This window comes from Meishania litoralis, assembly GCF_042611095.1.
Lineage (GTDB): Bacteria > Bacteroidota > Bacteroidia > Flavobacteriales > Flavobacteriaceae > Meishania > Meishania litoralis.
Map to the genome: position 1 here is coordinate 264,713 of NZ_JBHFPV010000001.1, position 21,857 is coordinate 286,569.

The 21,857-nt window shown below is 41.8% G+C and carries 17 protein-coding genes; 4 read left to right on the forward strand and 13 right to left on the reverse strand.

Going from position 1 to position 21,857, the window contains the following annotated elements; all coding sequences use genetic code 11:
- Complete coding sequence (locus ACEZ3G_RS01245) at positions 1–414, forward strand: DUF6691 family protein (RefSeq protein WP_432423663.1); 414 nt, start codon at positions 1–3, stop codon at positions 412–414.
- Positions 415–425: 11 nt separating this feature from the next.
- On the opposite strand, the gene ACEZ3G_RS01250 is transcribed toward ACEZ3G_RS01245, so the two are convergent.
- From ACEZ3G_RS01250 to ACEZ3G_RS01295, 10 genes are all read right to left on the reverse strand, one after another.
- Positions 426–3,911 (reverse strand): hypothetical protein, encoded by a 3,486-nt coding sequence (locus ACEZ3G_RS01250; RefSeq protein ID WP_432423664.1) that lies wholly within the window; start codon positions 3,909–3,911, stop codon positions 426–428.
- Positions 3,912–3,983: 72 nt separating this feature from the next.
- A complete protein-coding gene (locus ACEZ3G_RS01255; RefSeq protein ID WP_432423665.1) occupies positions 3,984–5,303 on the reverse strand; it encodes a glycoside hydrolase family 2 TIM barrel-domain containing protein in 1,320 nt (439 codons plus the stop codon).
- Positions 5,304–5,311: 8 nt separating this feature from the next.
- Positions 5,312–6,853, reverse strand: a complete 1,542-nt coding sequence (locus ACEZ3G_RS01260; protein ID WP_432423666.1) for a sugar porter family MFS transporter — start codon at positions 6,851–6,853, stop codon at positions 5,312–5,314.
- Positions 6,854–6,988: 135 nt separating this feature from the next.
- Positions 6,989–9,082: a family 16 glycosylhydrolase gene (locus ACEZ3G_RS01265; RefSeq protein ID WP_432423667.1), complete on the reverse strand. Its 2,094-nt coding sequence runs from the start codon at positions 9,080–9,082 to the stop codon at positions 6,989–6,991.
- A gap of 292 nt (positions 9,083–9,374) precedes the next feature.
- Complete coding sequence (locus ACEZ3G_RS01270) at positions 9,375–12,152, reverse strand: helix-turn-helix and ligand-binding sensor domain-containing protein (protein ID WP_432423668.1); 2,778 nt, start codon at positions 12,150–12,152, stop codon at positions 9,375–9,377.
- Positions 12,153–12,222: 70 nt separating this feature from the next.
- Complete coding sequence (locus ACEZ3G_RS01275) at positions 12,223–12,498, reverse strand: ATP-dependent Clp protease adaptor ClpS (protein ID WP_432423669.1); 276 nt, start codon at positions 12,496–12,498, stop codon at positions 12,223–12,225.
- A gap of 30 nt (positions 12,499–12,528) precedes the next feature.
- Positions 12,529–13,356, reverse strand: coding sequence for a 50S ribosomal protein L11 methyltransferase (prmA, locus tag ACEZ3G_RS01280; protein WP_432423670.1), 828 nt, complete (start codon positions 13,354–13,356; stop codon positions 12,529–12,531).
- A gap of 55 nt (positions 13,357–13,411) precedes the next feature.
- Positions 13,412–14,161 (reverse strand): triose-phosphate isomerase, encoded by a 750-nt coding sequence (gene tpiA, locus ACEZ3G_RS01285; RefSeq protein ID WP_432423671.1) that lies wholly within the window; start codon positions 14,159–14,161, stop codon positions 13,412–13,414.
- 19 nt (positions 14,162–14,180) lie between these two features.
- Entirely contained in the window at positions 14,181–15,851 is a 1,671-nt protein-coding gene (locus ACEZ3G_RS01290) for a BT_3928 family protein (protein WP_432423672.1), read from the reverse strand.
- Positions 15,848–16,393, reverse strand: coding sequence for a DUF1599 domain-containing protein (locus ACEZ3G_RS01295; protein WP_432423673.1), 546 nt, complete (start codon positions 16,391–16,393; stop codon positions 15,848–15,850). Before ACEZ3G_RS01295 ends, ACEZ3G_RS01290 begins: the two co-directional genes overlap by 4 nt.
- A 104-nt stretch (positions 16,394–16,497) precedes the next feature.
- Here ACEZ3G_RS01295 and folP point away from each other — a divergent pair, with 104 nt between their 5' ends.
- Positions 16,498–17,319 (forward strand): dihydropteroate synthase, encoded by an 822-nt coding sequence (folP, locus tag ACEZ3G_RS01300; protein WP_432423674.1) that lies wholly within the window; start codon positions 16,498–16,500, stop codon positions 17,317–17,319.
- Between the two features lie 57 nt (positions 17,320–17,376).
- The gene (gene cdaA / locus ACEZ3G_RS01305; RefSeq protein WP_432423675.1) at positions 17,377–18,162 is read left to right on the forward strand and encodes a diadenylate cyclase CdaA; all 786 of its coding nucleotides are present in this window, start codon (positions 17,377–17,379) and stop codon (positions 18,160–18,162) included.
- Here cdaA and ACEZ3G_RS01310 read toward each other — a convergent pair whose 3' ends face one another.
- Positions 18,163–19,929, reverse strand: coding sequence for an ABC transporter ATP-binding protein (locus ACEZ3G_RS01310; RefSeq protein WP_432423676.1), 1,767 nt, complete (start codon positions 19,927–19,929; stop codon positions 18,163–18,165). It abuts the gene before it with no gap.
- Positions 19,922–20,713: a tRNA pseudouridine(38-40) synthase TruA gene (gene truA / locus ACEZ3G_RS01315; RefSeq protein WP_432423677.1), complete on the reverse strand. Its 792-nt coding sequence runs from the start codon at positions 20,711–20,713 to the stop codon at positions 19,922–19,924. Before truA ends, ACEZ3G_RS01310 begins: the two co-directional genes overlap by 8 nt.
- A 68-nt stretch (positions 20,714–20,781) precedes the next feature.
- On the opposite strand from truA, the gene ACEZ3G_RS01320 reads away from it, so the two are divergent.
- On the forward strand, positions 20,782–21,276 hold the full coding sequence (locus ACEZ3G_RS01320; protein ID WP_432423678.1) for a metallophosphoesterase family protein: 495 nt from the start codon (positions 20,782–20,784) through the stop codon (positions 21,274–21,276).
- Between the two features lie 62 nt (positions 21,277–21,338).
- Here ACEZ3G_RS01320 and ACEZ3G_RS01325 read toward each other — a convergent pair whose 3' ends face one another.
- Positions 21,339–21,749: a DUF4293 domain-containing protein gene (locus ACEZ3G_RS01325; protein WP_432423679.1), complete on the reverse strand. Its 411-nt coding sequence runs from the start codon at positions 21,747–21,749 to the stop codon at positions 21,339–21,341.
- Positions 21,750–21,857: the final 108 nt, after the last annotated feature.

Consider the following 21,857-nt stretch of genomic DNA (forward strand, 5'->3'; position numbering starts at 1 on the left):
ATGAAGTATTTGAAATTTCTTTTGATCGGGATTTTTTTCGGAATAGTACTAGTGAAATCGGAGGCTGTTTCTTGGTATCGCATTTTTGAGATGTTCAAATTCCAATCTTTTCACATGTACGGAATTATTGGATCCGCAGTAGGCCTAGGAATCATATTTATTCAGGGTATAAGAAAATTTAAGATAAAAAGTATAGATGGCAAAGAAATATACCTTCCGCCAAAAGAAAAAAGTTTTATCCGCTATATTCTGGGCGGCGCCATTTTCGGTTTTGGTTGGGCCTTGGCCGGTGCCTGCCCAGGGCCAATGTATATCTTACTAGGCACGGGGATTTTTAGCATGCTGGTCGTTATTGCAGCAGCCGTTGTAGGCACTTTTGTCTATGGACTTTTAAAGGATAAATTGCCGCATTAAGCTTAACTACTTCAATGTAATGTATTCGCATCCAGGGAGACAATAATTTTATCTATTTCTCCTGTTCTCCCAAAAATTTTGGCACTTGTTTTTATATCAAGCCCAAGAGTCTCAAATTGACCAACTTCATTGTTGGCGTAGAACACTTCAAGACTAGAGCTCTCGGCAATTTTGTAGACAACTGGAACTTGGCAATAGGTAAAACAAAGTGAATTTTTTTCAAGCTTTACCTCTTCTTGTTCTTTCTTCAGGTTCGTGTAACTAAAGCTTCGCTCCTTGCTTAAAAACTCTTCTTTTCTCAAGAGACCGGGGCCAAATCCAAGCTTACCATCTTTTATTGAAACCCCTATTTCGCCCAACCTACTAAGAATATCCTCTTTTACCTGACCGGTCATCCCCGGTTGCTGTGCTCCTTTGTTCGATGGCGTATGTGAATAAGGGTCCGTAGTAAATGCACCATAAAGTTCTGGGGATTTATGAACTCCGATTCCCTCATTAATTTCGTAATAATGATCCAACAACCTTCCGATCACTACATCATTTTCCTTGTTGGCAATGGCCTTTAAACAACATTCTTGCACCGCCAACAAGAGCTTAGAAACCATGTGCCAATAAATAGAGCCCAAGCCCTCATAACCAAAAAAGGTTCCTGATCTTCCTGTGAAGGATTTGTGGTCGAACATATCTTCAAAGACATCAAGCACTAGTTGTTGATCCTCTTTCACCAGTTCGCCGTATTTATCTTTCGATAATTCTGACAAAGCACTAACAAGACTAGTAGCATTATTAAAATTACCATTAAAATGATAGCCACCCTCAACATCTTTTTCAATGATCTGGGTATTTCCATCCTTTACTAATTGCCGTAGTAAAGCTGATTTTTCAACTGCGGCAAGCGGAATGTTATTCTTGTTGATGAATCGCTTGAGCTCCTTGTCAGGGTATAGCAAATAACTATATTGATCGCTACGGAACAGGGCACTGTTCTTAAGACCATCCAGCAATTTTAAACTCGCTTCCGAAGAAAGATAGCCGGAACTTAAAACCGCCACCTGACCCTCTAGCATTTCGTTTAAATATGTTATCGAAATCTTATTTTTATTTGAAACGGTCATTAAGTTGTACGAATGGTACAAATTGTCTTCCCTTTTGTTAGTTTTTATGGAATGCTCAAAATAGGCCAGTACTATTTGTAAAAAATGTTGGAGTTTCTCAGTTGGCACCTCCTTTCTCCGACCGGAAAACCCATTTTCGTAAATGATGGTCCTATATGTACTGCCTGCATTGCCCAACCCATCTAAAATCAGTTTGCGATCACTATCGGAAAATTTACCGGAAAGCATCTGTCGGTTTTGCTCCAAAGTGCTTATTACCTCATCAAAAAAATGAGCCAATTCTTCGGATATTTCAATTTCCTTGACCGACGTATTGCGCACTATTCGCTCAAAGAATTTTAGAAACCTTCTGAGGTAGCAGAGCGTAACCATTGAAACTCCGTTTCCTACCAAGGCATTGTTCGCATCATTCCATTCAGGTCGTTGTGTATTCAGCCATATACCGCCTTCCGGAATAAAATTGGAGCATTTGGCCAAAACGGTTGCCAGTAGTTTTTCCAACAGATTGACGTTATAAATAGCATCGTTTTCGGCACCAAGTAGCGCACCATCCGCCCCTAGTTTTTTTTTGTTTAAGAATATCTTCCCTTCTGAGCCATGATCAAAGGTTATGGTGTCTTTAGGATTCGAAAGTATATCGTCGTAGGTTTTGATTTTGTAGGGAACATTGGCGTAGACAAAAAGATTTTGATCAAGACATGCAGTCAAACGACCTGGGTAGTAATCTTCGATAAATTCAAGAAACTTGAGTAGGTAAATTATCTGGTGGTCTCCCCAATACCCAATATAGGACCATGGGTCATTTGGTTCAATCACTTCCCAGTCAAAACCGCCCTTGGTAACCCTATATGGATTATAGCCGTCGAAGGTGGTTGCATTCAAGAACTTATGGATCATGCTTTCGATAAACTGGGGATAAGAATGGGCCAACGCTTCCCAGTTTTGAAAAATATCCCTCCAGTTACCCTCGTAATCGAGTACCTTAGACCCATCAATTTCACTCTTTGTATTGATGGAAAACTTATTCCATAGTCGGCTTGGATCACCGTGTCTCCTACTAAACTTTAGCGGCATATACTCAATACAGAGTCTTTTGAAGTTTGCATCTTCGTGTTTATCAACAATTGTCCTTAAATGTTCGAGTGAAAATGTTTCTGGTAATTTTTTCAGTAGGGTCTCATACTTCTTATAAACTCTTTTATTGGCCATGGCCATATACTTTATAAAATCACTTTTTAGAATTTCATATCCGTCATCAAAAATACCACCCCGCATAATGTTGAAAAGAACGTTCGAAAAATGCCTGGAATTTTGAAGTTCATCGGCGGTTAGCTGTAAACCATCCGCCGCCCCGACCAATTCTATGAGATTGCGCGTACCCAAAGCGACGTCATTTGAGACCTCTTTGACCAACAAGTCCTTTGTGCTTCTCAGTGTAGTTGAAATTGCCTTTACATCTGATGGCCCTTGATTTACGTTAGCGACAATCATCCAACTTTTTGTTTGACCGGCATCGATTTCAAGATCGGCACAAACGAAGTAAGCGCACTTCTCAGCCCTAATGTCTCTTTCTTCTATTACATCTTGACCTTTTCTAAAGGTGTCGAGTTGTGTAGCAGATATCAAATATTTTGGCCTCTCCAGGCCAACGGACCAGGCGACGGTTGCCTTCAATGCCTCACTAGGCTCGGCCTTATCGACAATAATGGCACTTAAGGCGTAGATTCCCAATCCTAATTCCGATTCAAGCTCACTTTTCTTATAGGCGTCTGCCAGATTGCTTCTGTTGTTCTGCAAGTCGGCATTTATACCGTAGGGCATGATATTTTGAATGCCATCCATGGCGGTTATCTTGATTTTACTTCCGGTATGGTTTATCAAGGTGGTCTTTTTAACAAATCCGAAACGATTGCTCATACTCCATTGATACCTGCAAGTGAGGCCAAAGTCGTGGTTCACTTCTTCAAAAATAATCTTGTTCCCATATTTGTTTTTATACAAATTGTGTTCGGTGGAGTATAGTCCTTTGTAGTTGTTTGAAAAAGGTTCCCACAGATAGGTCTTGCTGACACGATGTATTTGGAGAATGGTCTTACTTCCCGTTATTTCAACAGATTCCGTTATCTTATCATCAGTATAATAGGGAAAAAGGGCAGTATCACAGTCTTTCCTTCCTGCACTTAGTCCGCCATTACTTGAGATGAACATCCAATGATTTGAATCACTTACAATGCTCATTAAAAACGGTCGCATACCGTCAACATTGGAAATTTTATAAAAACTTTCCCTCTCAATGGTGACCAAGCTTCCTGATACCTCTTGCCTTTGAACATTCAATTCAACGTCACCTAAATAAATTGCATTGCCCATCTCTTCTTTCATTAAATATGAAGACCTCTAAAAATTTATTTAAAGAGGTCTTTGTACTAGTTGTTTGTTAAAAAACCCTTTCCATTAATTTACCAAAAAAGGTATGTTGGCCGCTGCCGCATGATCGTGTCCATCAGAAGCATAAACAAACAGGCGATAGGCACCCTTGCCGGGTGACTTGAATGTTACCTTACCCTCTTGTTGTGATATGATCAGGCCACCAATAGCTTCAGGCCTTTCCTCTGCATCACCACCTTCTTTTAAATCCGTGCTTTCAGGCATAATCTCCCATCGGTAGCTAATTTCATCTCGCTCGTAATCTTTTACCATTATTTGGGCGGAGTATTGTTCGTCCGCCTCCAACTCCACATTTTCATACGCTGTTTTTCCGTTCAACTTGTAATCTTCGATAATAGGAGTACGATTTTCGGGCCAAGAGCCGTTCCAAACGTAATGCATCACATCAACAGATTCCGTTTCTTTGCCATCTTCCAAAAAAATACCATACCATGTTGGAGTCCGTTCTTGTTTATTGCCCCATAGAAAAACATAAGACCCAATACACTGTAATGAATCTGCAGCTATGCCGCCATTAAATCGCTTGAGATAGTTGGCTGCTTTTACCGAACTGTGTTCTTCAATCGGTGCGCCCCATTTTGTCGTGGGAACCTCCCAGTGACCAGTAGCCCCCCATTCGGTAACCATATAAGGGCCCTCCCAGCCGAACTTCTTGATCAAGTTGGGCAAATCTGGAAGATCCCCGTACATCTGTACGGATAAGATGTCAAGATCTGCACAACGTTCTTTTATATAATCCACTTCTTTTTGAGCCAGACCTGCCAGACTAGTAGTAGTAGGGTGATTTGGGTCTATTTCATGAATCATTTTTGAAATATCGTTTACCGCATCCCAAACTTTCGGATTGGTATAATGTAGATTAAGCTCGTTGCCTATTCCCCATATCAATAAGGCGGGATGATCTTTCAAGGGCAAAACTTGCTCCTTGATTTCTTCCAATTGTTTTTTCACCATTTCGGGATCGTCATAATTGAACCCATGGCGCTCCCTGCCCACCTCAATGCCCATGGTAACCATTAGCCCATTCTCATGGGCTTCATCAAGCACCTCCTTCGCCGATCTCTCCCCATTGTCGGTACGCCAAGTCCGAAAGGAATTAGCATTGTGTTTTGCCAATGCCGGTATGCTTCCGAATTCAAGCCCAGCGCCCTTTATATAAAAATCTTGGCCGTTGACCAGCAATTGATATTTTCCATTTTCTTCCTTTAATTCTACCTTAGCAGCGGTTGTTTTTTGTTCAGTAGCGGATTCAGGGGTACTATTTCCGGTATTTTGCTTACATGATACAAGAATACCGATACTAAGGATAAAAAATAATCTTCGCATTGCAGGTGTCATTTTCTGATTAGTAATTCTTCGACTTCTTCCAGGGTTCTACCTTTGGTCTCGATTACAAATTTATAGACGAAGAGCATCGCACAGAAAGAGAGTAAAGCGTATATAGCGAAAGTTATCGTCGGCCCAAGGTTTGATAGCTCCCAAGGAAATATCTGGGTCACGGAAAAACTAACCAACGAGTTGAAAAAGCCAACAACTGAAATCGCTATTCCCTTTATCTTACTTGGAAATATCTCAGAAAGTAAAGTCCACATTACTGGGCCTAAAGATATCGCAAACGAAGCCACATATAGCAGTATCGCAATAAGCACCAAGGTGGCATTGATTTGAATAAAATTGGTAATCTGGTTGCGCTTAAAATCCAAAAACTGAGAACCTTCCAATTTAGGTTCGACGGCTTCGAACAGGGCTGCCTGACTCTCAAAAGATTTACCCTGAAAATCGTTCAAAACCATATTGAGTTCTTTATTATCGATTTTGGATAGTGTTTTCTCACTAAAGTCATAGGTCGCGTTATTGAAGGCGTATGCCGCCATTAATAGTGCAATGGTCATAAAAGTGGTGCCGATCAACAACAAAGGTTTTCTTCCCAACCGATCGATCAACCACATCGCGACCAAAGTGAATACAAGATTGGTAAGCCCGACTACAATTGCCTGTAAAAAGGAGGAATCGGTACTGCCTCCCGCCTGTTCGAAAATGGTAGGTGCATAATAAAAAACCGCATTTATACCGGTAATCTGCTGAAAAAATGCAATGCCGAATGCAATGATCATAATGGTGGCGTACCTACTCTTAAAGAAATCAGATAGCTTTCCCTTGGTTTCTTTTTTTGCAAGGCCTCTTTGAATTTCCGAGACCGTTGACTTGGCATATTCTTCCCCTCCTATTTTGGCCAAAGTTTTTTGTGCAATCTCTTCATTACCCGTTTTTTGAATCAACCATCTAGGGCTTTTGGGCACTGCGAAAAGAGAGAGAAAATAGATTGCTGCTGGAATTGCTTCAACGCCCAACATCCAACGCCAGCTCTCCCCTTCAATGTTCACAAGAAAGTAATTTGAAAAATAGGCCACCGAAATACCGATCACAATATTCAGTTGATTAAACGATACTAGGCTACCTCTTAACTTCGGTGGGGCGATTTCGGCTATATAAATGGGTGCTATTAATATAGCGCCTCCGATTCCTATACCACCAATAATTCGCGCAATAATAAATTCCGTGTAGCCGGTCGCAAACGCGGACCAAGTTGCCGATATCGTAAAGAGCGCAGCAACGATAATCAGCACCTTCTTCCTGCCGAAACGATCCGCAAGGGGTCCTGCCATTAGATTCCCGGCCATCGCACCGAATACCACACAACCCACTGAAAAACCAAGCATCCATTCTGTCATTTCGAAATACACGGTAATTCCTTTGACAGCTCCTGAAATCACGGCACTGTCAAAACCCAGTAAAAACCCACCTAAAGCAACAATTAGACTTATAAGAATGGTATACGACCTATTTAATTTAACAACGTCATCCGGTGTGTTCATCTGATCGGTTTTATTGTTATTGTAAGTTAATGAATTTCAGGGTACGAATTTCTTTGCCTTCTATTGCGTACTGAAATCAAAGAAGAAGGCTAGCGAATTTTGGCTAGCCTTCCATCCTACTATAACCTATTCAAATTATTGATATACCCTTATATAATCGACTTCCATTGTATCTTCTGTAAAGGCAGGATCAATAGCTCCACCTAGTGTTCCGCCAACCGCGATATTCATTATGAAAAAGAAATCACTGTTGAACGGAGTATCTGTAGAATTCACAAAACTTAGGTGTATAAGTTCATCGTCCACCACAAATTTGATGCTTTCCGGAGTCCACTCAACTGTGTAGTTATGAAACTCTGAAGTTGCTGTAGGTACTGATGTTGATGCCGTAACGGCCGTACCACCGAAATTACCTGGATAGTGCAATGCACTAGAGGTTACATTTGGGTTATTGCCCACATGTTCCATGATATCAATTTCACCGCACGTAGGCCATCCTACGTCAGCGAAATTTGCCCCTAGCGCCCAAAGAGCCGGCCATGTACCTCCGGCTGTAGGAAGTTTGGCTCTGACCTCTACCCTTCCATAGGTAAATTCATAAAGGTTTTCCGATTTAATCCTTGCTGAAGTGTACGCCGCATCACCCAAAGGGCTCACGCCGAAATCAAAGAACAGAACTACTCTGTCATAAGTAAATGCCGGTGCTGCGCTAAGATCAAAAGTCAGTGTTTCCCAAGCCTCAGCTACCGCTGTGGTCGCATCTACTTCCACGAATTCGTCTGCATTCGCCTTGTTCTCAAGCTTCAACCGCACCACGGCACCAACCTCCGGGGACCATGTTTTCACACTCATACTCGTATACGTATTCAAATCGAGAGGAGTGGGTAAATCAAAGAAAGAGCCGGCCCAAACTTCCGCACCAACGGGCTTTGTTGATTCAGCAACGGATAAAGATGTATTCTCACCCGACGCGTCCGGGTTGTCAACCACCGTGGTCGATGCACCGCCAAATCCAGTAAAAGCCGGAGGCGTTCCCTCAAAATCCTCTACGGTTGATGTTGCCCCTCCTGAAGCGACCAAAGTTACGTCATCATAATAATGCGTGGCACCACTAGCATCGCCCGAAGCCTTCGCCGTAATCTTCAGTACTCCATCCTCAACCCTTACGTTTTCAGGATTATCGGTATACGACTGTGACTCTCCGTTACCCCAGCCACCTGCGCCAAGATCATAGGTCCAATTTGCAGGATTAGGTGCGCCATCTATATCAAATTCATCTGACCAAACCAAGTTGTCATATATGGTCTCCAGATTTTCATCACCTCCTCCTGTAGCAGGAGCCGAGGTAAACCTAAGGTACCAAGCCAAATCAGCATTCATGGTATCATAGGTTCTCACGTATAACAAGTCCTCAGTAATTGTGAGAATCTCATAAGTTGAAGAACCTACATAATAACTCATAAACCCGCCATCGGAAAAGTCCATTTGAATGCCCGTAGTTTCTCCTTCCGGAACATTACCACTGACAGATGATATCGTCACCGTTTTTGAGCCTGAGGTATCAAAATCATAACAAGCATCCTCAGTTTCCGCACCACCGGCTACCTCTTTATGCGCCACATTAAAGAAAGTCTGACCTTTGTTGTCAAGAACGTAAGACAACTCTCCGGTCGAATCTACAGAAAAGGTCAACTCGTCATCACAAAAGCAATCGGAGATATCGGCACCACATTTTTCAAATGCCTGGGCCGAGTACCATTTAGGATACCACCAATCGCCATCAATACCTTCTCTCGCTGGGCCTAAACCTAAATGGCCCGGCTGTGAAGCCGCCAAAAACCATGTTTTAGAACTACCATTCGTCAAAAGACCGACCTCCTCCGGAATCTCTACGGTAACAGTTACAGTCACCTGTATTGTTTCAGTAAGACTAGATCCATCGTTACCATTGGCAGTCACGGTCACGGTATAATTATTTTCGCCCGCCATCTCATAGGTCTTTACTATAAATCCAGTAAGGGACTCTCCAGTGGTACCATCACCAAAATCAAAACTGAATGATTTTGCGCCAGAGGCTGTAGCCCTTATTGTTACGGTACCAGATCCATCGTCCTGAACTTCAGGGGTCACTGATAAATTAGCAAGAGGGCCGTTGACCGGACCGTCATCCTCTTCACAACTAAATGCGATTATGAGTAACGCGATAAAAACATACTTAAATTTTTTCATATTGTTCAATTTAATTCGGTTCGTTATACTTCAACATAAACATGATTGGCTATCATTGTGGAACACTATACACAGAATAACATTTGCAATGTATTGTATTGTTCTATCAATTCAATAAAAAGAACCACTACAAAAAACATACAATTGAAAAATTATCCCAAAAATCAACCAAATACGTAACTTTTAGAGGTCTCTTGACTGTTTTATATAAGGAAGTAAATGGCTGAATTCTTGAGTTAATTCAACATCTTGTATAGGTAATGTTGTGGTAGATGGAGAGAAAGGAAAAAATTTAAATATCCAAAATATAGTCAGTTAGACCATCTTCGTGAATTAATTTCATCTTTTTGCGCAAACGATATCTCTTTACTTCAACACTGCGAACCGAAATATTCAATAATGGGGCAATCTCTTTTGAAGAAAGGTTTAATCTAAGGTAAGTACATAATCTGAGATCGTTTGCGGTTAATTCAGGATGCAAAGATTTTACTTTTTTCAAAAAATCCTTGTCGGCATGGTTAAAAGCATCTTCGAAGAATTTCCAGTCATCTGAGTTATTGATATTTCGATCGATGGTACGGATAACGGATTTTACCTGAGGAATATTGGTACTATCCTTTAACTGATCTTTGATAGCATTTAAAAATTCGTTCTTTTTTATAATACTCATCGTCGATATCGCAAGTTCTCTATTCTTACTCTCAACCTCTTCCTGCAACTTTTCATTTTTTATTTGGACGATTCTCTTTTGTGCCTTCAACTTCTTTCTCTTTATCTTTTTCTTATTGGCCCGTAATAGAAGTTCCTGCTGTTTTACATAATAGCGCTTGTATAATTTGTGAACCGAAAGCGCTAGAAGAATAAAAGTCAATACATAAATAAAAATGGCAAGATTGGACAAGAACCATGGCCGTTCAATTCGAAAATCATAACCTGCCACATTTGATGAAATCAGATTACCAATTTTGGCCCTAACTTTAAAAGAATAGTTTCCATAAGGTAAGTTCTCAAAAGAAGCCTCAGATACAGTAGACCATTCGCTCCATGACTCATATATTCCTTTAAGCAAATATTGGTAGTTTACCTCTGTATATTTATCAAACTCCGGAACATGGTACGAAAAGAATAAATTGTTTTGACTGGATTTAAAGGAAATCGTTGAATCGGTATAAATTCTCTCTACCGGAGTGTCACTTGATTTTCTAGCGACTGAACTAATTCGAACGGTATATTCCTTCGATTTTAATTTAGTTAAATCGACGGTCAAGTAACCATTGGAAATACCTACCAAATATTTTTCATTGCCAATTGGGATCAAACTTTCAAAACCTAAAACCCCAAGGTTCTTTCTAACATGAGCAGGAATAGGTATTTTACTTATTTGCGAACGAGCATCCAATTTTCCTGGGGAGGTATAGACGATATTTCGTTCTGTAAAGCACCACAGGCGCTTAGCACGTTGGTCGGGAATAAAAATACCTATAGGGTCATCCTTTTCACCATAAAACTGGTACGTTAAAACGGTATCGGGTAAAAATACTGCGTCCGTAACGTCATATTTAAAAATTCCATTGTTACAAGTGTAAAGTACATCTTCGGCATATCTCACAAGACTTGCCCCGATTCCTTTAGGTGGCTCATTTTCTTTACCAACAATTTTGGTATAGTCACTATCTACATAAAGCTTGTAGAGACCCTTGAATTCTCGATTCACTACTATGCGATTCTTGCCGATAAATTCGAAAAAACGGCTTGATATATCAAACCCTTCAATCGAATTTCTAAACTGCCATTCCGTTCCATTTTTTTTTAGAACACTCAACCCATTGAAATTACCTTGAAGCAATAGATCCTTTCGATTTGGAATCGGCTTGATATCCCATGTGCCCGGGAATTTTGAAATCAGCTTGGCCTTGGTTCCATTTACTACATACGTCCCTGAATTATGACCACAAAACAGAACATTATCAACAATTTTCAAAAGCCATACTTGCCCTTCGGTGCCCTTAACTTTCGTAAAATTCCCTTCGCTTTCGGCCTGTTTATAAAATAAGCCTTGATTCGTTCCAAGATATAGATAGTCTCGATATAATGTCGAGGCATAAACCACTCCTATCTCCCCATTTTTATCTATGTATTCGTTAAATGGTGAATCCATATTAAGAATACTGATACCGTTATCAAGTGCCAACCATAGATTATGCTCCCTATCTTCAAAAATCGCTAAAACTGTATTGTTATTAAGCCCTTTTTTCTGGTTGATACTATGAATGACCTTGCCTGAACTGTCAATATGATATATACCGTTAGAAATGGTTCCGAGAACGATGGTACCATCTATAAGCTGAAGACTGCTGTAGACCTTGATAGATTCATTGTTTTCGCTAAAAGGATCATGCCATCGAACCAAGTTTCCACCATTCAAAAAGTAAAATTCCCCTTTCTCGGTAACCAGTAACGGTCTATTATCGATGGAAAAAATCCCTAAAATCACGTCTTCTTTGACAATGGGGTCGTCCGCTATTAAAATGGAAATTCCATTCTCGATCTTAAAAAGTCCAATACCAATACGGTGGTAGTAAACCGTTCCATTAAAATTAAACATATGCGCTTTGATAGAACTCGCGTCTATGCTCTTAATGGATTTATCAGATGCGTTATAGATATAAATACGTTCGAGGCTTTGAAAAAGCACCCAATCATCCAACTGTACAATATTCCAAAATTCCTCATCCTCCAATAGTTCCACGCCCAGGTCACCACTAATCGAATAATAAATAAGCTCCCCCCATGAATTCTTTTTCCAAAACCCGAACTCCATATAGCAGCCAGAATATATGATATCATTCACAGCCTTTACGGACCTGATTATTGAACCATTGGGTGAGCCATATAGCTTCCAAACCGAGCCATTATATTCGAGTAGACCTGCGTTATTGGCTACGTAGATATTCTCTTCTACTGACTGCGACACCCCCCAATTCTGGTTCTCCGCCCCATAATCGATCGGTATGAAATTTTGGATTGGCGGATGCTCTTGACCCAAAGTCAAGACAACAAAAAATAACAAAAAAGATAGATTGAGTAACTTCTGTGGTGCCCTAATCTTCAAGGTCCTAAAAAATGGAAAAAAGGGAAAATCAAACAATTTCAGCACTCAGACCTGCTTGAAGTAAACCGCTACAACGTGGCTCAAGGTCACTATATTCGCCTGTCTTAACGGTGCATTTGCCCTTGTGATGAACAATTAACGCGCATTGTTCCGCCTGTATTGGTGAATGTTCACAAACCGCGACCAAAGTTTCGATTACATGGTCAAAAGTGTTTACCTCATCATTGAACAGCACGATTTCATTTTGTTTGACCGCTTCGTTTTCTAAAAGTAATTCTTCTGATATCTGTTCTTTGGTACCCATAAAATCTTTTTTAATTGTCAAATACCTTTTCTAAAATACATATTTTACGGCAACCCAATTATTTTTTTTCAACTTTTTTTTGAACGCAAGACCGTGTTCGACACAACATTCATCGATGATCCGATGGTCATCTTCATAGAACCCGCTTAAAAAAAGTAGGCCATTTTTGGTCAAACTTTCGACATACGAAGACATATCGTTCAGCAAAATATTACGATTGATATTCGCAATGATTATGTCATATCGTCTTTGTTTCAATAATTCGGCACCTCCCTCAAGAACCGTTATGTTCGTACATTTGTTGCGATCGACATTCTCCAAGGCGTTGAGATAGCACCAGTTGTCGATATCGATGGCATCAACGGCTTGTGCTCCCCGCATCTCGGCAAGAATGGCCAATACCCCGGTTCCACTTCCCATGTCGAGTACGGTCTTTTCCTTAAAATCGGTATCCAAGATAAATTGCAGCATCATGTGCGTGGTCTCATGGTGACCGGTACCGAAACTCATTTTGGGTTCAATGACGATATCATATTTCACATCGGGCTTTTCATGGAAAGGCGCCCGTACCATACATTGGCTTCCTACCTTTATGGGGTTAAAATTTGTTTCCCAGGTCGCATTCCAATTTTCCTGTTCAATTTCCTTGATTTCGAAATCGATTTTGAAGTTGGGATTTTTTAATACTTTTATCCCATCCAAGACATCTGCCTCGTATTCCTCCTTTTGGATATAGGCCAAAACCCCTTCCTTATTTTCAACGAAGCTTTCAAAACCTGCTTCGCCCAATTCGGCAATCAAAATATCTGAAGCCGGTTGAAGTGGGGCTACTTTGAAACTGTACTCTATGTAAACCATTTGTCAGGTGTCTTGGTCGATTTGACACGGTTAGGAAGCATCAGCTACGCGAACGTTAGATCGCCTTGATGATGGCCGTAAAATCATCGGCATTCAAAGAAGCTCCGCCGATAAGTCCGCCATCGACATCGGGTTTGGAGAAAATCTCCTCGGCATTGTTGGGTTTCACACTGCCGCCATATAAGATGGACACCGATTCTGATATCGAGGCATCGTTTGCTTCAGAAATCGTTTTTCGAATAAAGGCGTGCATTTCCTGGGCTTGCTCAGGTGAGGCGGTCTCTCCGGTTCCGATCGCCCATACGGGCTCATAGGCCAACACGATATGTTGCCAAGCGGAATCCTTCAAAGAAAAAAGTGCATTTTTCAATTGACTTTCAACAATATTGAAATGATTTCCCGCTTTTCTATCGGCCAATTCTTCCCCGAAACAAAACATAACTCGCAAACCTTTGTTCAAGGCCATGGCCACTTTTTTGGCCAAAATCTCATCGGTTTCGCCAAAATAGGCGCGACGTTCAGAATGACCGATAATCACAGTCTCGATACCGATTTCCAATAACATGTCAGCCGATATTTCCCCTGTATAGGCACCGTTTTCGGCAAAGTGCATATTCTGGGCAATCACCTCAATGGCAGAGCCCTCGAGCTGGCGCACGGCGCCGGTCAAATTTACATAGGTAGGCGCCACCATAACTTCGGCATCGGTGTCTGGCAACATAGCGGAAAGCCGTGTTACCAAAGCTTCCGTTTCAGATAAGGTTTTGTTCATTTTCCAGTTTCCGGCTACTATTTTGTTTCTCATTTATAGAATGTTTAATTTCTCATTGCTTCTGTTGATCTATCTCTGACTGGGCTTTTGCCTCTTCGATGGTCAGGGGTTTGTATTCAAAACCCTCGCCAAATATGCGCTTGGCGTCTTCTTCAACGGTATTTGAAAAGCCTGCTTCTTTTCTCCTCTTATTTACTTCTTCGTGGTTTTCAATTGGCCAGATAAAGGCCACTTCGTCAGGCGTTCCGATAAAATTGGCTCTTCCTTGGGTACCATATAACTGTGGTTTCCCCTGCTGCATCAATTGCCTGTCGAGCATCATAGCGTAAAGTCGAAAGGGCAGCTCATCTTTTTCGGCGGCTTCTTTTATCAGGTCGATATACTGGTCGATTTTATTGGAATGCTGAATGACGTACCATGCGGCGGTGCTCGTCTCATCACCCACCAAGCTTTTTCCCGGATAACCATACATTGCAATCACCTTTTCCACAAATTCGATATTGGCACTATCGATAAGTGCCTGTTTCTGCCAGTCTTCGGGAGTATGGTTTTCACGATATTTTTGATCCAGGACCATTACGCTGTCCAGGCGTTTCTTCAAATTCAAATCAAGAGCGTTGGGGCGGTCATTGGTGAACACAAGCTCATCCAAATCATTATAATGCACTTTTTGCTCGATAGTACCCCTATGCAATACCAATACCCCGGGGTTTGAACGCACGATTGTTTTTAGGGCCGTCTCATCGGTAAAATAAAACTTGAAATTCAGATTATGATCAGAAACGATCTTGTCGCTTAACTCAGGCCCTGATGCCGACATACCGATAACCTTGTAATGATTTTGGAGCGCGAGGTCGGTAGTCTTTTTGATCTCGTCAAAGACCGGATCGCTTTTATAAAGGTCGTAGGCCACGACCATAACCAACTTAGGTTCTTGCAAGAGCGATGGTGCGAAATCCTCCCCGTTCTGTTCTATGGTAAAATCGTGTATGGGCGGCTCATAACCCGCCTGTACCTCCGTGGTCTCAACATCGATAAATTCGCCATCCACTGTTGGATAATCCCCTTGGGTGATCACTATTTTTTCGCCTTCGCTTGTCTTAAATCGCCATGCGTAGTCGTAAACGGCTTGTGGCGCACCTTCGGGCACGATCATTCCTTCTTCTATGTTGGCACCTATCTTATAAGGCCTGAAATCGATTTCCGGTAAATGATTTAATACGTGATACGCATATATACCACTTAGCAACAAAGCTATGGCAACAACAATGGTTTTCATAACGGGGCCTAAAAACGAGGTAATATGTTTTCGACCAACAAATAAGACAATGATGAGTACGAGTAGAATTATGTCTTTGGTAAATGATTCCCATGGGGTGAGTTTAATGGCATCCCCAAAACAACCACAATCGGTTACCTTGTTGAAATAAGCCGAATAGAAGGTCAGAAATGTAAAAAATACGATCATCAACAATAAGCTCCATACTGTGAATTTTACTCGAAAACCAATAAGGAGCATGACCCCCAAAAGCACCTCGAATATGACAACGAATACGGAAATAGCCAAAGCGTGCGGCTCAAAAAACGGCAAATCTAAAACGCCGGCACTAAAATATTCTTCCAATTTAAAGGAAAAACCCATCGGGTCGTTCAATTTAATGAGACCACTTATAATAAAAAGTATTCCGACGAGCACTCTACTGATATGTACCAAATATTTCATTCCGTTTCGGAGTTAATGTGAATTAGTGCAAAAACGGCATAATTGACCATGTCTTGATAATTGGCATCGATACCTTCGCTAACAAGTGTTTTTCCCTTATTGTTCTCAATGGTCTTGACACGCAAAAGCTTTTGAAGGATTAGATCGGTCAACGAACTCACGCGCATTTCGCGCCAAGCCTCGCCATAATCATGATTCTTGTTCTCCATCAACGACTTGGTGATCGCACTGTGTTTATCGTACAACTTCAAAGACTGCTTGACGCTCATATCGGGTTGATCGACCACGCCGAGTTCCAATTGGATCAGGGCCATAATGGCATAGTTGATAATTCCGATAAATTCGGAACGTTCATCTTCATCAACTTTCTGCACTTCATTTTCTTGAATACCTCTAATACGCTGGGCCTTGATGAAAATTTGATCCGTCAACGATGGAAGCCTGAGAATACGCCAAGCACTGCCATAATCTTTCATTTTCTTTTCGAACAGGTCGCGACATGTTCGTATTACCTCATCGTACTGTTCTGAAGTTTTGCCCATTAATACTATCTTATTTGCGTAAATTTCGTCGAAATTTCAAAACGCCCAAAGTTCGTACATTATACCCGACCGACAAAATACAATCCTGGTAAACATACAACGTCATGACAATCAACTGCAAAGGTAATTTGGTCGATTTGAGCGCCCCGAAGGTCATGGGCATTCTGAATGTGACCCCGGACTCCTTCTACGACGGAGGAAGGTATTCGGACATTCAAAAAATGTTATCACATGTTGAAAAGATGTTGAACGATGGTGCGACTTTCGTTGACATTGGTGCTTATAGCTCTCGACCCGGAGCAGACCCGGTCTCTGAAGTAGATGAATTGAGCAGACTGCTTCCCATTGTCGAAGCATTGCTCAAAGAATTTCCTGAAATACTTCTTTCCATAGATACTTTTCGCAGCAATGTCGCCGAACAATGCCTACATAGGGGGGCGGCTTTGGTAAATGATATTTCGGCCGGTAAGCTCGATGAGAAAATGTTATCGGTAATCGCCCGATTCAAGGTTCCGTGCATCATGATGCACATGCGAGGAAATCCTCGGACCATGTCAGACCAAACGCAATATGACGATTTGATCGAAGACATACACTTCTATTTTTCGGAACGTCTGGCCATGGCAAGAAAAATGGGCCTAAACGATATGATTATTGATCCGGGGTTCGGTTTTGCCAAGACTTTGAGGCAAAATTATGAGCTTTTGCAAGACCTAGACCTATTTCAATCGTTGGATGTACCCGTATTGGTCGGACTAAGTAGAAAATCGATGATCTATAAGACCCTAAAATCAGATCCAGAAAATGCATTGAACGGTACAACGGCCTTGAACATGTTGGCACTGAGCAAAGGAGCCAAAATTCTAAGGGTGCACGATGTAAAAGAAGCGATGGAATGTGTTCAACTATACAATCAAATGTCTTAATTCAGCGTTCAGTGTTAAGTACTCTTATTTTTTCTAATTTTACAAAAACGGCGCAGATTGGATTTTCTGAATTTCATCGACTTTAAGATCACCGATATCATCGATATTATCTTGGTCGCCGTTCTTCTGTATTATATCTATAAGTTGGTCCGGGGTTCGGTAGCCATCAATATTTTTATCGGAATCGTCATTGTCTGGGCTTTTTGGAAATTGACCGAACTGCTCGACATGAAAATGATCAGCAGTATGGTCGGTGGCTTTATGCAGGTCGGGTTGATCGCGTTGATCATCGTCTTTCAACAAGAGATCCGTAAGTTTCTATTGATGATCGGGTCTACCAATTTTGCCAACAAGCGCAATTTTATCAAGCACTTTAAATTTTTGAGGCAAGAAGGTCTCTCGACCGATGCGAATATCGATGCAATCGTCAGGGCGTGTGAAAAAATGGCCTCGACCCGCACGGGAGCCATCATCGTTCTCGAACGGAACAATTCGCTGGATTTTGTAAAATCCTCAGGAGACACCATGAACGCCGAGGTCAATCTTCCCATTCTTGAAAGCATTTTTTACAAGAACAGCCCCCTACATGACGGGGCTACGGTAATCAAAGACAATCATATCGTGGCCACGCGGGTCATTTTACCGATTACCAATGAACGTAAGATACCTTTACGGTTCGGGCTGCGCCATCGCGCGGCCGTAGGCATTACCGAAAAGACCGATGCGCTGGCCTTGGTCGTCAGCGAGGAAACCGGCGATATCTCATACATTAAAAACGGGGAATTCGTTATCTACAATGATTTGACCGAACTGGCCGAGACCATCAAGCAAGACCTGATCTGATCAAACCACCTCTTCTGCCAAAAACTGGGCCTCATAGAGCTTGCTATAGTATCCATTTTTTTTCAAAAGTTCCTTGTGCGTACCGGTCTCCACAATTTTACCGGCATCCATTACCAATATCTTATCGGCCTTTTTCACCGTGTGCAACCGATGTGCTATGACTATCGAAGTGCGCCCCTCGGTTATCTTGTCGGTAGCGCGTTGTATCAATTGTTCGGAATACGTATCGACGGAAGAAGTCGCCTCATCCAAAACAAGAATACTAGGATTGCTAACGTAGGCCCTCAAGAAAGCTATCAACTGACGTTGGCCGCTCGAGAGCATTGTACCCCGTTCCTTTACGTTATACCCGTACCCTCCCGGAAGACTCGAAATAAATTCATGTACCCCGATCTGCTTTGCCGCATGTTCGATACTTTCCAAAGTTATCGCAGGGTCTTTCAATGATATGTTATTGGCGATGGTGTCGGCAAATAAAAAGACATCCTGGAGCACAACCGCAATTTGTGCGCGCAACGACGCCAGTTTAAAATCCTTTATATCGACCCCATCAACCAAAATAACTCCCGAATCGATCTCATAAAAACGGTTCAACAAATTGATAATGGTCGATTTTCCGGCTCCGGTAGCGCCGACAATGGCAATGGTCTCCCCGGCCTTCACATCGAAAGAAATACCATGAAGTACCTCTTCGCCATCAACATATGAAAAACGGACATCGGAAAATTCGATATTGCCATTTACATTGTCTTTTTCTATGGTGCCCACATCTTGTATATTGCTGTCGGTATCCAAAATCTTGAAGACGCGATTGGCGGCGACCATTCCCATTTGCAATGTATTGAACTTATCGGCAATCTGGCGGAGCGGTCTAAAAAGAATTTCAATATATAGGATAAAGGCGAATATCGTCCCCGATATATCTACCGTAATATTCGCGACATTTTGAAGTCCGCCGTACCAGACCACCAGGCCGACCGCGACAGAAGTCACAATTTCAGCGATCGGAAAGAAAATCGAGTTGTACCATACCGTTGTCAACCAGGCATTTTGATGTTTCTCGTTGATCTCTCTAAAATTATCGCTCTCGATTTTCTCTCGGGTGAACAGTTGTACGATCTTCATTCCGGTAACACGTTCCTGCACGAAGGAATTCAAGTTGGCCACTTGGGCCCGTACCTCGATAAACGCGACTTTCATCGCTTTTTGAAACAAACGCGTAGCGTAAATAATAATGGGAAGCAGCGCAAATACAATCAATGACAACTTCCAGTTCAAATAGACCATCATGATGGCCGCGGCCAACATTTTTAACAGGTCGGCCACGATCATGAAGAAACCCTGGCTGAAAATTTCCCCAATGCGCTGCATATCTGAAACGCTACGGGTAACCAAGACCCCCAATGAAGAATTATCAAAGTACTTCATACGAAAGCCCAACATGTGCTTGAACAGGTTGACGCGAACATCTTGGATCACCGATTCGCCCAACCAATTGGCATAGTAGTCGAACAGAAGCTGACATACGACCTGCGCCAACAATGCGCCGAGCATGAGCAAAGACAACTGCAGCAATTTTTCGCCGTTTGGCGTTATTATCGCATCATCTACGATTTTTTGCAATATATAAGGGCCAAGTACGGCAAAACCGGACAATAGAATAGCCGCCAAGGCGACTCCGTAAAAAGTTAGCCGATATGGTTTGGTATGGGCAAGCAGCCTTTTAAAAAGACGCGTATCAAATGCCTTTCCCGTTTCTTTAGTCATTTATCGCTAAAATACTTGAAGGGTAAATTATCTCGGTCAAATATAATCCTTTTGCCGGCACTGAAGGTCCTGCCTGTGCCCTATCCTTACTTTTTAGGATAGTCTTAACATAGGCCACCTCTATTTTGCCCTGGCCGACCTCAAGCAAGGTACCGACTATGGCCCTGACCATATTCCTAAGAAAACGATCCGCTGAAATAGTAAAGACCAGCATGTCGTTCTTATTTTCCCAAAACGCTTTGTTGATATCGCAAAGAAAAGTCTTCACATCGGTGTTCGATTTCGAAAAGCATTCGAAATCTCTATGATTCAAGAGCAATACCGCGGCTTCGTTCATCTTTTCAACATTCAAAGGTTGCTTCACGTAATGCGCCTTTTCCATCAAAAAAGGATTCTTCTGCTGCACTAACCAATACTCATAGGTACGCTGAAGCGCATCGAACCGGGCATGTGCATTTTCGGCCACCTCGAATATTCTTTTTACAGAAACATCATCTTCTAAAAATGCATTCAATCGGTACACAAGATCACCAAGATGATCGATTTCATCGACATCGAAATGTGCGAACATTTGCCTCGCATGTACACCGGCATCGGTACGCCCGGCCCCAACAAGCGAAATATCGGCCCGAAGTAGTTTCGAAATAGTTTCTTCGAGCGCCTCCTGTACCGTAATCGCATTGGGCTGTCTCTGCCAGCCATGGTACGCCTTCCCGAAATATGAAAACTCGATAAAATATCTCAATGTTTGCCTACTTTTGAATTTCAAAGATACTTCATCCATAAGGTAAAAATAAAAGTCGCGAGTACATATCAAATAATTGACTTGTGAATTGCGAAATAATCTGTAAAATGACCAAAATACTTCTGCTATCAGACACACATTCATACTTAGACGATACGGTATTAAAGTACGTTCGTCAGGCAGACGAGGTTTGGCATGCAGGTGATATAGGTGGTCTGGAGGTCACGGATACGTTGCGTGCGATAAAACCCGTTCGGGCCGTTTACGGCAATATTGACAACAATATCATTCAGAAGGAATTTCCTTTGGACAATCGGTTCATGTGCGAAAAAGTAGATGTATATATGACCCATATCGGAGGCTACCCCCCAAAATACAACCCAAGAACTAGAAATGAAATCAAAAAAAAACCACCCAAACTATTTATATGTGGACATTCGCATATTTTAAAGGTGATGTGGGACAAGAACATGAACCTGCTGCATATGAACCCAGGTGCATGTGGCAAACATGGTTTTCATCAAGTACGTACCATGTTGCGTTTCACAATTGATGGCGATAATATCAAAGATCTTGAAGTTATTGAACTTGGCAAGCGGTAATAGAAAAACCCCGACGATTCCATCGGGGTTTTTTACGCACTAATACAACTAAGATGTTGGTCTTATCGCAGACGATCCACAGATTTTACAAGATCTTCATCCTTCTTTATGGCCCTATTCGCAAGGACCAAAAAAACGATAGAAAATACAGGAATCAGCATCCCAATACCCTTCTCAGAGATCGCAATCCCTCCGGATAGATTTAGGGATCGATAAACGAAAAATCCCAGTAAAAAAAGGTTCAGTATCATATTCAATCTGTTCACAACAAATTGATTCTGTCTATTTTTGAACAGCACTATGGCCACAAAAGCCAAAACCGCCGAAATATAAAATGCTCCGGAAACCAACAAATCATTCTTGGCAAAAACTTCGACCCCATCGGCATCGTACCATAGATTTAGCCAAAATGGAAGCAAACCTCCCATAAGGGCCACGACCAATAGATATATTGTTTGAATGCGCTGAATCATCTCATTTATTGACTTCGCAAGCGCAAAAATACGTGTCTTTTTAAAAAATATCGATCTTATCTTGAAAATAATTCGTAATATTGTGACGTTATCAGTTGTGACACTTAC